Consider the following 14488-nt stretch of genomic DNA (forward strand, 5'->3'; position numbering starts at 1 on the left):
GAAGGAGGCTGCCCAGTCTGGTTTACTGGTGCAATTATTCTGGCGAGAACGTCCGAAAAATGCCTATTCACTCGCACTTGAGGCCTTCTGATGCAACCTGAACTGCCGACGCTTATTCGCGAAACCTTCCCCGTCGGTCCGTTGCAGTGCAACTGCACCATCATTGGCGATCCGATCACCAAAAACGCCATCGTGGTCGACCCGGGCGGCAACCATGAACTGATCCTGGCCCGTCTCGACGCGCTGGGCCTCAAGGTGGTGAGCATCATCCATACCCATGCCCACCTTGATCATTTCCTCGCGTCCGGCCAGTTGAAAGAGAAGACCGGTGCCACCTTGCATCTGCACAAGGAGGATCAATTCCTCTGGGATAATCTGGAAATGCAATGCCAGATGTTTCGTGTGCCCTACACGCCAGTGCCTTCCCCGGATCGCTGGCTTGAGCACGAAGAGGAACTGGCCTGCGGCTGCGGCGTGGCGCTGCATACCCCAGGGCATACACCGGGCTCTATGAGCTTCTGGTTTGCCGATGCCAAATTGTTGATTGCCGGCGACACCCTGTTTCGCCGTGGCGTGGGGCGAACGGACCTGTGGGGTGGGGATCAGGCGACTATCGTGCGGTCGATCAAGCAGCGCCTGTACACGTTGGATGAGGGTGCCACGGTCGTGGCGGGTCATGGTCCGGACACGCGGTTGGGCGATGAGATGCGTGAGAACCCTTTTGTGCGGGCATAGGCCGCGACTCGGTGTTTTTCCGGATACCAAGAGGCGACTGTCCTACGACTCTTATAGAGAAAATGACAATCACCGTTCAGGAAGCGTCTGCTAGGGTTTTAGTGTGCCCACCTGTTGTGGAGCGGGGGTCTGCCGGGCAGGGAATTTTTGCCGTTTGTCGTGTTCCAAGCTCGGCACAGGTCCATTGCCAATGTCCTCTGCATCACAGAATGCAAAAGTAGGAGCTTCCTTCATGTTCACTTCGCGTCGTCTGCTTGTCGTTGCCACGGCTGTTGCCCTGTTGTCCGGCTGTGCGTCTCCTAATCCATACGATGGCAGCCAAGGACAGGCGAACGGCTCATCGGGTATCAGCAACACAGCCAAGTACGGCGGCCTGGCTGCACTGGCCGGTGGTTTGGCCGGCGCCGCCATCGACCATAACAACCGTGGCAAAGGTGCCCTCATTGGCGCCGCCGTGGCCGGCCTGGGTGGCGCGGGTTATGGCTACTACGCCGACCAGCAGGAAAAGAAACTGCGGGCCAGCATGGCCAACACCGGGGTTGAAGTTCAGCGCCAGGGTGACCAGATCAAGTTGATCATGCCGGGTAACATCACCTTCGCTACCAACTCGGACGCGATCTCCAGCAGCTTCTATCAGCCGCTGAACAACCTGGCCAACTCGCTCAAGCAGTTCAACCAGAACACCATCCAGATCGTCGGCTACACCGACAGCACCGGCAGCCGACAACTGAACATGGACCTGTCCCAGCGTCGTGCGCAGAGCGTGGCCAACTACCTGACGTCCCAAGGCGTGAGCCCGACCAACCTGAGCGCACGCGGTGCCGGCCCGGATAACCCGATCGCCAGCAACGCCGACGTCAATGGCCGTGCCCAGAACCGTCGTGTAGAGGTGAACCTGGGTCCGATCCCTGGTCAGCAATATGGCCAGCCTGCCCAACAGCAGCAACAGGCGCCACAGCAGAACAACCAGTTCCAGGGCAACCCGTACCAGCAGTACCAGTAAACGCTGGCCACTAAAAAGGGCGCCGTGCAGTCAATGCACGGCGCCCTTTTTTATTGCGTGGTTACATCAGTGTCAGTCGATGTATTCGAACAGCTTCACGATCTTTTGCACGCCCGACACGCCCTGTACCAGGTTGGCGGCGCGGGTGGCTTCTGCCTGGGTCAGCAGGCCCATCATGTAGACGATGCCGTTATCGGTGATCACTTTGATCCGCGAGCCGGGAATGGCGTTGTCGGTCAGCATCTGCGCCTTGATCTTGGTGGTCAGCAAGGCATCATTGCTGATGGCCAGCAGCGTGATCGGGTCCATGACCTGCAGTTCGTTGTGCACCTTCTTCACGCGCTGCACGGTCGAGGCGGCTTGTTCGGCCTGCGCCTTGAGGTCGGCACGCGGCGTCTGGCCGGCCAGCAGCACCACGCCGTTGAAGCTGGTGACCACGATGCGCGAAGCGCCATTGCCGAGGTCGGTAGCAGCCTTGGCAACGTTGACTTCAACCTTGGTTTCGATCAGCGAGTCATCGATCTTGCTGCCGAAAGTACGAGTGCCCTTGTCGTCCTGGATAGGGGTGTCACGTGTTGCAGTGATGGCCGTGCTGCAGCCGCTGATAGCGAGGCACAGGGTGATGGCCAAAAGGCTGAGGCGGTTAACGGTCATTCTTCACTCCCAAACAGTTGGCTGTCGATCAGATCGCACAGGCAGTGGATCGCCAGCAGGTGGACTTCCTGGATACGTGCGGTGACAGTGGCCGGGACGCGAATTTCCACGTCCTCTGGCAGCAGCAGTGACGCCATGCCGCCGCCATCGCGGCCGGTCAATGCTACGACAATCATTTCTCGATCATGTGCGGCCTGGATCGCCTGAATAATATTGGCCGAGTTGCCGCTGGTGGAGATCGCCAGCAACACATCGCCGGGTTGGCCCAAGGCGCGGATCTGCTTGGAGAAGATTTCGTTGTAGCTGTAGTCGTTGGCGATCGAGGTGATCGTCGAGGAATCGGTGGTCAAGGCGATGGCAGGCAGACTCGGGCGCTCACGCTCGAAGCGGTTGAGCAGCTCCGAGGAGAAGTGCTGGGCATCGCCGGCCGAACCGCCGTTGCCGCACGAAAGCATTTTGCCCTCGTTGAGCAAGGCATTGACCATGACCTGACTGGCTTGCTCGATGTGCGGTGCAAGTACGTCCATCGCCTGTTGCTTGGTGTCGATGCTGGCCTGGAAAAGCTGGCGAATTCGGGATTGCATGTCCATCTGTGTGACCTTAAGTAGCGCGGCTGTTTGGCACAGGAATGTGCAGCCCGCAAAGCAAAGAGCAAAAGTGTGTGGTGAAGGTGCCCGGTGAATCAGCTGTCGAAGGCATCTTGGAGCCAACTCAGATCAGCCTGACCAGACGGTGTGCTTTCTATGGCAACCACATCGAAACGGCAGGGGGAATCAGCCCAGCGATGCTCTTTTTGCAGGAAAAACTGCGCGGCGAGTATCAGCTTCTGACGCTTGCGCCCGTCGATACTGGCGAGCGCGCCACCCCATTGTGCGTGTTTTCTGTAGCGGACTTCGACGAATACTACTGTATCGCCGTCAAGCATGACCAGATCAAGCTCACCGCGTTTACACAACCAGTTCTGCGCCAGGAGGCGCAGACCCTGTTGTTGCAAGTGCTTCAGCGCTTGTTGTTCGGCATCCTTGCCGCTTTGTGCGCTGGACCGCTCGGGCATCAGCGCGGGGTGTCTGGCAGGCGCTGGATGTCGCCGCCCACGAACTTCGCCCATGGCATCTGGCGATCAACGCGCTGGTTGGCGTTGATGCCCAGGCTGCCCGACAGGCCATCAACACGAGTATCCGGCAGTGCCTTGAGCTGGCCCAGGCGCGGCGCCAGGCGGTAGGCATCGACGCCCATCGCATACAGGCGGCCCAGGCTGCCATTGGCTTGCGGCCATTGTGCGGCGACCTGGTTGCGCAGTGGGTCGGTGGTGCTGAGCAGCCAAGGGGTTTCGCAGAACATGACGTTGGTCATGTCCAGGTACTGGTTCTTGTCGCCGCTGGCGCTGAACACGTGGGAGGTCGCGTAGACAGGCACATCACCGGCGTACTGGAAGTTCAGGGTCGGCTTGATCTGCTGGGCCAGTTGCGGGGTCACGGCCAGGAAGATGAACTCGATGTCCTGACGACGCGACGGCTGTGCTGCTACGTCTGTACCTACCGTGCTTTGCAGGCTCTTGGCGCGACCTTCGCTTTTACGTAGTTGGAACAGGTCGGCGATCTGCTGGGCGAGGGCCACTGGCTGGTCGACGTACTCGACGCCGACGACAGTGCCGCCATTGGCTTCCCAATCCTGGCGGAAGGCCTTGTAGACACGCTCGCCCCACTCGCCACGCGGCACCATGGCGGCAGCGCGGTGCAGGCCGTCGGCGCGGGCACGACGCGAGACTTCGCGGGCTTCGTCTTCAGCGGCCAGGCCAAACTGGAACAGCTGCGCCGGGTTCTGATCGGTCTCGCTGTAGTTCAGGGCCAGGGTGGTGATCGGCAACTGAGGGCGGGCAGCGAGTTGTTTGACCAGTGGTTTCTCCAGCGGGCCGACAACCAGTTGCACGCCGGCAGCCTTGGCCTTGGTGTAGAAGTCGTCAAGGGAGGTCAGGCGCGAGCTGTCAAAGAACTCGATGACTGGTGGCTTCTGCCCGGCTTGTTCGGCCTGGTAGTGAGCGGCCATGAAGCCTTCACGCAATGCTTTGCCGACGGAGGCCAGCGGGCCGTCCTGTGGCAGCAGCAGGGCGATCTTGTTCAGGGGCTGGCTGGCCAGCTCCTTGAGTTTGGTCAACGGCAATGGCAGTTCCACTGCGGCCGGGTGGCCCGGGTTCTGCGCGCGCCAGGTGTCGATGGCGGCCTGTTGCTGTTCCAGGGTACCGGCACCCTTAACCGCCTGGGCCAGGGTGATCCAACCGTCCAGGGTCGGGTTGCCACTGGCTTGCAACTGCTCGGCCGGCAGGGCGGCAATCAGCGCCCAGATGGCTTCATGGTTGTTTTTAGCCGCATCACCGCTGAGCAGCGGGGCCATGGCTACGCGTTCGCGCGCGGCGGCCAGGGTCTGGCCATCGGCTTCATAAGCGCGGGCATGCACGGTGCCGGTACGTACCTGCTGGTCTGCCGGCAAGTCACGTAGGCTTTGCAGGCTCGGGTGGCTCAGGGCAGTCAACGCAGCCTTGGGCTGGTTGCGCGCCATGGCCAGCTCGGCAGCCAGGGTGCTGGCAAAGACTTGCGCGGCGGGCTTGAGAGCATCCAGCGGCACCTGTGCAAGGATCTGCGAGGAGCGGGCAGGGTTGTTCTGCTTGTAGGCCATGTCTGCCGCACTCAGGCGCAACAGGGCGGCCTTTTCTGGCGTCTTGGCGGTAGTGGCCTGTTCGAGCAGTTGCTCGATACTGGCATCCGGGGTCCGTGGAAGGTCGCCAAGGCTGGACGAGGGCGAGCTGGCGCAAGCGGCCAGCAAGGCAGCGAGGCAGAGGGCGGAGAGCAGCCGCAGGCAAGCGATCATGTAAGTGTTCCTGATACCGATCAAATTAGCGTGGAATTGTACCCAAGCACTGGCCCAGGCGCGATGTTACTGGCGTGAAACCGTCGATTTAGGTCGTGCAAATGTTGCTATTGGCGATCGGCGGCTGAAAAGGCATCGGCCGTGATGGCATATTTTCGAGGCATCTACGCGCTACAATGGCGCTTTTGCCAACCATCGAGGTGTGCGTTTTGACTGCTCCAGGTCCTTTGAATTCCACTGCAGGCTCGCTTTTTGTCGTGGCGACGCCCATTGGCAACCTGGACGACATCAGTGCCCGGGCGCTGAAAGTGTTGCGCGACGTAAAATTGATCGCGGCCGAAGACACCCGTCACTCTCAACGCCTGATGCAGCATTTTGGTATCAGCACGCCATTAGCGGCCTGTCACGAGCACAACGAGCGTGAAGAAGGCAGTCGCTTTATCGTGCGCCTGTTGGCCGGTGACGACGTGGCGCTGATCTCCGATGCGGGCACGCCGCTGATCTCCGATCCAGGCTATCACCTGGTTCGCCAGGCGCGGGCCGCTGGTATCAATGTAGTGCCTGTTCCGGGAGCGTGCGCACTGATTGCCGCGTTATCGGCAGCGGGGCTGCCTTCGGACCGCTTTATCTTTGAAGGTTTCCTGCCGGCCAAGGCGGTGGGGCGGCGTGCTCGCCTGCAGGCGCTGAAGGAAGAACCGCGCACCCTGATCTTCTACGAAGCCCCCCATCGTATCCTTGAATGCCTGCAGGACATGGAGTTGGTGTTCGGGGGCGAGCGCTTGGCGTTGCTGGCGCGCGAACTGACCAAAACCTTTGAAACCCTCAAAGGCCTGCCGCTCGAAGAGCTGCGGGCCTTTGTCGAGGGGGACAGCAACCAGCAGCGTGGCGAGTGCGTGGTGCTGGTGGCGGGCTGGGCCGCTCCCGAGAATGAAGACGCGGTCGGCAGCGAGGCCATGCGTATTCTGGATCTATTGCTCGCGGAGATGCCGCTTAAAAGAGCAGCGGCGTTGGCAGCGGAAATTACCGGTGTGCGCAAGAATCTCTTATATCAAGCCGCGCTGGATAAACAAAAAGGCGAATAGTTCCGGGGTTAATCCTGTATTCCGTCTGAACGTGATGGCCATTCTGAACTTTTATTACTTGTCCTAAGTCCGTCGTGCCGTTAACCTGCGCGGCGGAGAGTCGATTGGACAGTCGCTGCCCTCTATGAGAATTAGGGGGGGGAGGAAAGTCCGGGCTCCATAGGGCGAAGTGCCAGGTAATGCCTGGGAGGCGTGAGCCTACGGAAAGTGCCACAGAAAATAACCGCCTAAGCACTTCGGTGCCGGTAAGGGTGAAAAGGTGCGGTAAGAGCGCACCGCACGACTGGCAACAGTTCGTGGCTAGGTAAACCCCACTTGGAGCAAGACCAAATAGGGTCCCAAGGCGTGGCCCGCGCTGGGACCGGGTAGGTTGCTAAAGATGTCCAGTGATGGCCATCGTAGACGAATGACTGTTCAAGACAGAACCCGGCTTATAGATCGACTCTCCACCTTTTTTCCTTCTGTCCGAATCTCGAGCAGAAACCCGGTAGTAACGCAAGAATCCCTCCCTGCCGAATCATTGGCAGATGCATCTTCGTAATACCAAAAAAATCTTACTCTTAATAAATCACTTTAACTTTAAGCCATAGCTCTTTGAGCTATTTGTGCTTGTTGGGCCGAAAACATCGCCGAACTCTGGTTTCTCCTCCTTTTACGCTCCTAAATCTCCGTTCTGTAAGGCTTTTCCTTGAATCCGCGCCTTGACGGTGTGGTGGGCGCATTCCTATAGTGTGCGCAAGTGGCGGAAAGTGGCACAAAGTGGGTTTTTTGAACGTAAAACGCTAAAATTTGGAGAAACGCATCTGTGTTTCGCGGAGCTAACGCTATCAGTCTCGATGCAAAAGGCCGTCTCGCCATGCCGAGCCGGTATCGTGACGAGCTCATTTCGCGAAGTTCCGGACAGTTGATCATCACCATTGATGCCGTTGACCCTTGTTTGTGTGTTTACCCGCTCGATGAGTGGGAGTTGATTGAAACCAAGTTGCGCGCGCTGCCTTCATTGCGTGAAGAAAACCGTCGCCTGCAGCGTTTGCTGATTGGTAATGCCGTCGACCTCGAGCTTGATGGCAGTGGTCGTTTCCTGGTGCCGCCGCGTTTGCGCGAGTACGCCAAGCTGGACAAGCGCGCAATGCTGGTGGGCCAACTGAACAAGTTCCAATTGTGGGACGAAGATGCCTGGGATGCTGTGTCTGCAGCGGACCTGGCTGCTATTCAACAACCGGGCGCCATGCCTGATGAACTGCGTGATTTGATCCTGTGACTATTGATAGCGGCTTTAACCACATCACCGTACTGCTTGACGAAGCCGTTGAGGCTCTCGCCGTACGCGCGGATGGCTGCTATCTGGATGGCACCTTCGGCAGGGGCGGGCATAGTCGGCTGATACTCAGCCAGCTCGGGTCCGACGGCAAACTCCTCGGGTTCGACAAAGACCCTCAAGCGATTGCCACCGGGCAAGCGCTAGCGGCCGAAGACGGCCGCTTTGTCGTTGTGCAGCGTAGCTTTGCCGAGTTGGGGGCCGAAGTGGCCGAGCGCGGCATGGCAGGCAAGGTGGCGGGGGTTTTGCTCGACCTGGGCGTGTCTTCGCCCCAGCTCGATGACCCGGAGCGCGGCTTCAGTTTCATGAACGACGGCCCTCTCGACATGCGCATGGACCCCACGCGGGGTATCAGTGCTGCGCAGTTCATCGCCACCGCACCGGTGGAAGAAATCGCCCGCGTCTTCAAGGAATACGGTGAAGAGCGTTTCGCCGGCCGCATGGCCCGTGCCGTGGTCGAGCGCCGCGAGATCCAGCCATTTGAACGCACCGCCGACCTGGCCGAAGTGCTGAAGGTCGCCAACCCTGCGTGGGAAAAAGGCAAGAACCCGGCGACCCGTGCGTTCCAGGGCCTGCGCATTCACGTCAACAACGAATTGGGCGACCTGGAGGCTGGCCTTGAGGCTGCCCTTGAGTCGCTGGAAGTGGGCGGTCGCCTGGTGGTGATCAGCTTCCACTCCCTGGAAGACCGTATCGTCAAACTGTTCATGCGTCGTCTGGTCAAGGGCGAGTCCGACAACCTGCCGCGCAACCTGCCGGTACGTTTCGAAGCCTTTGTGCCGAAAATCAAAATCCATGGCAAAGCGCAGTTCGCTTCCGAAGCCGAACTCAAGGCCAACCCACGTGCCCGTAGCGCTGTCATGCGTGTTGCGGAGAAGTTGCGGTGAGCAAGCTTTTCGCCAAGCCCCTTCCGGGCGGCAGCTTCTTCATGTTGCTGCTGTTTATCGGCGTGCTGGTATCCGCGATTGCGGTGTCCTACAGCGCCCACTGGAACCGTCAGTTGCTCAACACCCTGTATGGGGAATTGAGCGTGCGTGACAAGGCGCAGGCGGAGTGGGGGCGGTTGATCCTCGAACAAAGCACCTGGACGGCCCACAGCCGTATCGAAGTGCTGGCCACCGAACAGCTGAAAATGCACATTCCAGGCGCGGCGGAAGTCCGCATGGTGGCGCCATGATGAAACTCGAAGGCGCACTCTACCCATGGCGCTTCCGCGTGGTGCTGGGCTTGCTCGCGTTGATGGTGGGCGCGATTGCGTGGCGCATCATCGACCTGCAAGTGGTCGATCGCGACTTCCTGATCGGCCAGGGCGATGCCCGCAGCCTGCGTCATATTCCTATTCCTGCACACCGCGGCCTCATCACCGACCGTAACGGCGAGCCCCTGGCCGTCAGTACCCCGGTCACCACCCTGTGGGCCAACGCCAAGGAGCTGCAGGTGGCCAAGGACAAGTGGCCGGAACTCGCCGCCGCCCTTGGCCAAGACCCGAAGGCACTCGCCGAGCGTCTGGAAGCCCAGGCCAATAAAGAATTCATCTACCTCGTTCGTGGGCTGACCCCCGAGCAAGGCCAGCAAGTGCTCGACCTTAAAGTCCCCGGTGTCTACGGCATCGAGGAGTTCCGTCGTTTCTACCCGGCCGGTGAAACCACCGCCCACATGGTCGGCTTTACCGACATTGACGATCACGGTCGCGAAGGGGTGGAGCTGGCCTACGACGAATGGCTGGCCGGGGTTCCCGGCAAACGGCAAGTCATCAAGGATCGGCGCGGCAGACTGATCAAGGATGTCCAAGTCACCAAAAACGCCAAGGCCGGTAAGCCCTTGGCGTTGTCGATTGACCTGCGCCTGCAATACCTGGCCAACCGCGAGCTGCGTAACGCGATCATCGAGAACGGCGCCAAGGCCGGCAGCCTGGTGATCATGGACGTGAAGACCGGCGAGATCCTCGCCATGGTCAACCAGCCGACCTACAACCCGAACAACCGTCGCAACCTGCAGCCGGCGATGATGCGTAACCGCGCCATGATCGACGTGTTCGAGCCGGGTTCGACCATGAAAGCCATCTCCATGAGTGCCGCCCTCGAAACCGGACGCTGGAAACCCAGCGACAAGGTCGAGGTGTACCCTGGCACCCTGCAGTTGGGCAAATACACCATTCGTGACGTATCGCGTACCGAAGGCCCGGTGTTGGATCTGACAGGTATCCTGATCAACTCCAGTAACGTGGGCATGAGTAAGGTCGCCTTCGATATCGGCGGCGAGACCATCTACCACCTGGCGCAAAAAATCGGCCTGGGCCAGCCCACCGGCCTCGATTTTCCAGGTGAACGCGTCGGTAACCTGCCGAACTACCGTGACTGGAAAAAAGCCGAGACTGCCACGCTGTCCTACGGTTACGGCCTGTCGGTGACTGCCATCCAACTGGCTCACGCCTTCTCCGTGCTGGCGAACAATGGCCGCATGGTGCCCCTGAGCCTGATCCATGTCGACGAAGCGCCGAAATCGACCCAGGTGATTCCGGAAAACGTCGCCAAGACCATGCAGGGCATGCTGCAACAAGTGATCGAAGCACCCCGCGGTGTGTTCCGTGCCCAGGTGCCGGCGTATCACGTGGCGGGCAAGTCGGGTACTGCGCGTAAGACGTCGGTGGGCACCAAGGGCTACGCCGAGAACTCCTACCGTTCGCTGTTCGCCGGCTTCGGCCCGATGAGCGACCCACGCTACGCCATCGTCGTCGTGATCGATGAACCGAGTAAGGCAGGCTACTTCGGTGGCCTGGTATCGGCGCCGGTGTTCAGCAAAGTGATGTCCGGCACCCTGCGCCTGATGAACATCACGCCGGACAACCTGCCGCCGACCCAACAAGCGAACGCCGGACCACCGGCCGCTGCTGCAAAAGCCAATGGAGGGCGCGGCTGATGTCTCTTAGCCTAAATAAGATTTTTGCCCACGCCGGTCGTGATCTGTTGATTCGCGAGTTGAGCCTGGACAGCCGTAACGTACGCGCCGGTGACCTGTTCCTGGCGGTACCCGGCGGCAAGTTCGATGGTCGCGCGCACATCGCCGACGCGTTGCAGCGCGGTGCGGCCGCCGTGGCGTATGAAGTAGAAGGCGCCACCGTATTGCCGATCACTGACGTGCCGTTGATTCCGGTCAAGGGCCTGGCGGCACAACTGTCGGATATCGCCGGGCGTTTTTATGGCGACCCGAGCCGCCAGCTGAACCTGGTCGGCGTCACCGGCACCAACGGCAAGACCAGCGTGACCCAATTGATCGCCCAAGCCCTGGATCTGCTGGGGCAACACTGCGGCATCGTCGGTACGTTGGGCACTGGCTTCTATGGCGCGCTGCAAAGCGGCCTGCACACCACGCCAAACCCGATTGCCGTGCAAGCGACCCTGGCCGACCTGAAAAAGGCCGGGGCCAAGGCGGTCGCCATGGAAGTGTCGTCCCACGGCTTGCACCAAGGGCGCGTTGCGGCGCTGGCCTTTGATGTGGCGGTGATGACCAACCTGTCCCGCGATCACCTGGATTACCACGGCACCATGGAGGCCTACGCTGCCGAGAAGGCCAAGCTGTTTGCCTGGAACGACCTCAAGTGCCGCGTGGTGAACCTGGATGACGCATTCGGCCGCCAACTGGCAGCCGAAGACCGTGAATCGCGCCTGATCAGCTACAGCCTGGAAGATTCCAGTGCGTACCTGTATTGCCGTGATGCCCACTTCAATGACGAAGGTGTGCTCGCGACCTTGGTAACGCCGCAGGGCGAACATCATTTGCGCAGCAGCTTGCTCGGCCGCTTCAACCTGAGCAACACCCTGGCGGCTATCGGCGCCTTGCTCGGCTTGGATTACGCACTGGATGAAATCTTGCGTGTACTGCCGAAGCTGGAAGGCCCGGTAGGTCGCATGCAGCGCTTGGGTGGCGGCAAGCAGCCGCTGGTGGTGGTCGATTACGCCCACACCCCGGACGCCCTGGAAAAAGTATTGGTCGCCCTGCGCCCACACGCCAAGGGCAAGCTCCTGTGCCTGTTCGGCTGCGGCGGTGATCGTGATCGCGGCAAGCGTCCGCTGATGGCCGAGATCGTCGAGCGCCTGGCCGACGGTGTGCTCGTCACCGACGACAACCCGCGCAGCGAAGACCCGAGCCAGATTTTCGATGACATCCGTGTCGGTTTTAAAGACGCTTCCCACGCGACCTTCGTTGCTGGTCGTGGTGCAGCCATCGCCCAATTGATCGCCAGCGCCAGCGCTGACGACGTGGTGGTGCTGGCCGGTAAAGGTCACGAGGACTATCAGGAAATCAACGGCGAGCGTCATGCCTTCTCCGACCTGGTCGAGGCCGATCACGCCCTGACCGCCTGGGAGGTCGCCCATGCTTAAAGCGATGACATTCAGCGAACTGCCCCAGGCCCTGTCGGCCCGTGTGTTGTCGAGCGATTGCAGCTTCGACGGCGTCAGTATCGACAGTCGCAACATCAAGCCGGGGCAGTTGTTCGTAGCACTGGCCGGCCCGCGCTTCGATGGCCATGACTACCTGAATGATGTCGCCGCCAAAGGCGCCGTAGGTGCCTTGGTGCAGCGCGAAGTGGCAGAGTCCACCTTGCCGCAGCTGCTGGTCGCTGACACCCGCCTGGCCCTGGGCCAGCTGGGTGCGCTCAACCGCGCCGCGTTTGACAAGCCAGTGGCCGCCGTCACCGGTTCCAGCGGCAAGACCACCGTCAAGGAACTGCTCGCCGGTATCCTGCGCACGCGCGGGCCGGTACATGCCACACGTGGCAACCTGAACAATGACTTCGGCGCACCGTTGACCCTGCTCGAACTGGCCCCGGAACACACGGCGGCCGTCATCGAGCTGGGCGCTTCGCGTATCGGCGAAATCGCCTACACCGTGGCGTTGACCAAGCCCCACGTGGTAATCATCAACAATGCCGGCACCGCCCACGTGGGCGAGTTCGGCGGCCCGGAAAAAATCGTCGAGGCCAAGGGTGAAATCCTTGAAGGTCTTGATGCCTCGGGCACCGCTGTACTGAACCTGGACGACAAGGCTTTTGAAACCTGGCGCGTACGCGCTGCCGGGCGCAAGGTCCTGACGTTTGCCGTGCTCAACGCCGCCGCCGACTTCCATGCCTCCAGCATCACCGTGGATGCCCGTGGTTGCCCGTCTTTCACCTTGCATACCCCGCAAGGCAGTGAGCACGTGCAGTTGAACCTGTTGGGCAACCATAACGTCGCCAATGCCCTGGCGGCTGCGGCTGCGGCTTACGCCTTGGGCGTGTCGCTGTTCGGCATCGCCACAGGCTTGGGCGCCGTGCAGCCGGTCAAAGGGCGCACCGTCGCGCAACTGGCCACCAATGGCATGCGCGTCATTGATGACACTTACAACGCCAACCCGTCCTCGATCAATGCCGCCGTTGACCTGCTCAAGACCTTTGCCGGGCGCAAAGTGCTGGTGCTGGGTGACATCGGCGAGTTGGGTGATTGGGCCGAGCAAGGTCACCGCGAAGTGGGTGCCTACGCCGCTGGCAAAGTCGACGCGCTCTACGCGGTCGGCACGAACATGGCCCATGCCGTCGACGCCTTCGGCCTCGGCGCGCGGCATTTCGCGAGCCAGGCCGAGCTGATCCAGGCGCTGGTCACGGCTGAACAAGACAAACAGACAACCATTTTGATCAAGGGATCGCGCAGCGCGGTGATGGAAAACGTCGTCGCGGCCTTGTGTGGCTCAAGTACGGAGAAACATTAATGCTGCTGCTGCTGGCTGAGTATCTGCAACAGTTCTACAAAGGCTTCGCGGTCTTTCAGTACCTGACCCTGCGCGGGATCCTGGGTGTGCTGACCGCGCTGTCTCTGTCGCTGTTCCTGGGGCCGTGGATGATCCGCACCCTGCAGAACCTGCAAATTGGTCAATCGGTTCGCAATGACGGCCCGCAGTCTCACCTGTCCAAATCCGGCACCCCGACCATGGGCGGTGCGTTGATCCTGTCGTCCATTGGTATCAGCACCCTGCTGTGGGCCGACCTGCACAACCGCTACGTGTGGGTGGTGCTGCTGGTAACCCTGTTGTTCGGCGCCATCGGCTGGGTCGATGACTACCGCAAAGTGATCGAGAAAAACTCCAAGGGCCTGCCGAGCCGCTGGAAATATTTCTGGCAGTCGGTGTTCGGCCTGGCCGCAGCGATCTTCCTCTACACCACGGCGCCAAGCGCGGTGGAAACCACCTTGATCATCCCGATGCTCAAGGATGCCAGCATTCCACTGGGCATCGGCTTCGTGGTGCTGACCTATTTCGTGATCGTGGGCTCCAGCAACGCGGTCAACCTGACTGACGGCCTCGACGGCCTGGCGATCATGCCGACGGTGATGGTGGGCGGCGCGCTCGGCATCTTCTGCTACCTGTCGGGTAACGTGAAATTCGCGGAATACCTGCTGATCCCCTACGTACCGGGCGCAGGTGAGTTGATCGTGTTCTGCGGCGCGCTGATCGGTGCCGGCCTGGGCTTCCTGTGGTTCAACACCTACCCGGCGCAAGTCTTCATGGGTGACGTCGGCGCACTGGCGCTGGGCGCGGCCCTGGGCACCATCGCGGTGATCGTTCGCCAGGAAATCGTGTTGTTCATCATGGGCGGTGTGTTCGTGATGGAAACCCTGTCGGTGGTCATCCAGGTGGCCTCCTTCAAATTGACCGGGCGCCGTGTATTCCGCATGGCGCCGATTCACCACCACTTTGAACTCAAGGGCTGGCCCGAGCCACGCGTGATCGTCCGCTTCTGGATCATCACCGTGATTCTGGTGCTGATCGGCCTTGCCACCCTGAAACTGAGGTAGAAAC

General features: G+C 60.6%; 14 protein-coding genes and 1 other RNA gene. 11 read left to right on the forward strand and 4 right to left on the reverse strand.

The genetic code is table 11. The features are described 5' to 3' along the window. Positions 1–90 precede the first annotated feature (90 nt). The gene (locus HX803_RS19745; protein WP_178922754.1) at positions 91–735 is read left to right on the forward strand and encodes an MBL fold metallo-hydrolase; all 645 of its coding nucleotides are present in this window, start codon (positions 91–93) and stop codon (positions 733–735) included. 232 nt (positions 736–967) lie between these two features. Continuing rightward, positions 968–1738 carry an OmpA family protein gene (locus HX803_RS19750; RefSeq protein ID WP_178922755.1) on the forward strand — a complete coding sequence of 257 codons (771 nt, stop codon included), beginning with the start codon at positions 968–970 and terminating at the stop codon, positions 1736–1738. 72 nt (positions 1739–1810) lie between these two features. On the opposite strand, the gene HX803_RS19755 is transcribed toward HX803_RS19750, so the two are convergent. The 4 genes from HX803_RS19755 to HX803_RS19770 all read right to left on the reverse strand — a co-directional run bounded on the left by HX803_RS19755 (position 1811) and on the right by HX803_RS19770 (position 5257). Beyond that, positions 1811–2392, reverse strand: a complete 582-nt coding sequence (locus HX803_RS19755) for a BON domain-containing protein (RefSeq protein WP_178922757.1) — start codon at positions 2390–2392, stop codon at positions 1811–1813. Then, a complete protein-coding gene (locus tag HX803_RS19760; protein WP_024073509.1) occupies positions 2389–2982 on the reverse strand; it encodes a phosphoheptose isomerase in 594 nt (197 codons plus the stop codon). The genes HX803_RS19755 and HX803_RS19760 overlap by 4 nt, the downstream gene beginning before the upstream one ends. Positions 2983–3074: 92 nt before the next feature. Next, complete coding sequence (locus HX803_RS19765) at positions 3075–3446, reverse strand: YraN family protein (protein WP_178922759.1); 372 nt, start codon at positions 3444–3446, stop codon at positions 3075–3077. Then, positions 3446–5257, reverse strand: a complete 1812-nt coding sequence (locus tag HX803_RS19770) for a penicillin-binding protein activator (RefSeq protein WP_178922760.1) — start codon at positions 5255–5257, stop codon at positions 3446–3448. Before HX803_RS19770 ends, HX803_RS19765 begins: the two co-directional genes overlap by 1 nt. A 176-nt stretch (positions 5258–5433) precedes the next feature. On the opposite strand from HX803_RS19770, the gene rsmI reads away from it, so the two are divergent. The 9 genes from rsmI (at position 5434) to mraY (ending at position 14484) form a co-directional block, all read left to right on the forward strand. Further along, positions 5434–6339 carry a 16S rRNA (cytidine(1402)-2'-O)-methyltransferase gene (rsmI, locus tag HX803_RS19775; RefSeq protein WP_178922761.1) on the forward strand — a complete coding sequence of 302 codons (906 nt, stop codon included), beginning with the start codon at positions 5434–5436 and terminating at the stop codon, positions 6337–6339. Positions 6340–6435: 96 nt separating this feature from the next. Next, positions 6436–6789: RNase P RNA component class A (gene rnpB, locus HX803_RS19780), an RNA gene on the forward strand. Positions 6790–7144: 355 nt separating this feature from the next. After that, a complete protein-coding gene (mraZ, locus tag HX803_RS19785; RefSeq protein WP_003171868.1) occupies positions 7145–7600 on the forward strand; it encodes a division/cell wall cluster transcriptional repressor MraZ in 456 nt (151 codons plus the stop codon). Continuing rightward, on the forward strand, positions 7597–8544 hold the full coding sequence (gene rsmH, locus HX803_RS19790) for a 16S rRNA (cytosine(1402)-N(4))-methyltransferase RsmH (protein WP_372339928.1): 948 nt from the start codon (positions 7597–7599) through the stop codon (positions 8542–8544). The genes mraZ and rsmH overlap by 4 nt, the downstream gene beginning before the upstream one ends. After that, entirely contained in the window at positions 8541–8834 is a 294-nt protein-coding gene (gene ftsL / locus HX803_RS19795) for a cell division protein FtsL (protein WP_003171871.1), read from the forward strand. Before rsmH ends, ftsL begins: the two co-directional genes overlap by 4 nt. Continuing rightward, the gene (locus HX803_RS19800; RefSeq protein ID WP_176995252.1) at positions 8834–10576 is read left to right on the forward strand and encodes a penicillin-binding protein 2; all 1743 of its coding nucleotides are present in this window, start codon (positions 8834–8836) and stop codon (positions 10574–10576) included. Before ftsL ends, HX803_RS19800 begins: the two co-directional genes overlap by 1 nt. Next, on the forward strand, positions 10576–12039 hold the full coding sequence (locus HX803_RS19805; protein ID WP_178922762.1) for a UDP-N-acetylmuramoyl-L-alanyl-D-glutamate--2,6-diaminopimelate ligase: 1464 nt from the start codon (positions 10576–10578) through the stop codon (positions 12037–12039). Before HX803_RS19800 ends, HX803_RS19805 begins: the two co-directional genes overlap by 1 nt. Further along, positions 12032–13402 carry a UDP-N-acetylmuramoyl-tripeptide--D-alanyl-D-alanine ligase gene (murF, locus tag HX803_RS19810; protein ID WP_178922763.1) on the forward strand — a complete coding sequence of 457 codons (1371 nt, stop codon included), beginning with the start codon at positions 12032–12034 and terminating at the stop codon, positions 13400–13402. Before HX803_RS19805 ends, murF begins: the two co-directional genes overlap by 8 nt. After that, positions 13402–14484 carry a phospho-N-acetylmuramoyl-pentapeptide-transferase gene (gene mraY / locus HX803_RS19815; protein WP_123714635.1) on the forward strand — a complete coding sequence of 361 codons (1083 nt, stop codon included), beginning with the start codon at positions 13402–13404 and terminating at the stop codon, positions 14482–14484. Before murF ends, mraY begins: the two co-directional genes overlap by 1 nt. Positions 14485–14488: the final 4 nt, after the last annotated feature.

Source organism: Pseudomonas sp. P7548 (assembly GCF_013386585.1).
GTDB lineage: Bacteria > Pseudomonadota > Gammaproteobacteria > Pseudomonadales > Pseudomonadaceae > Aquipseudomonas.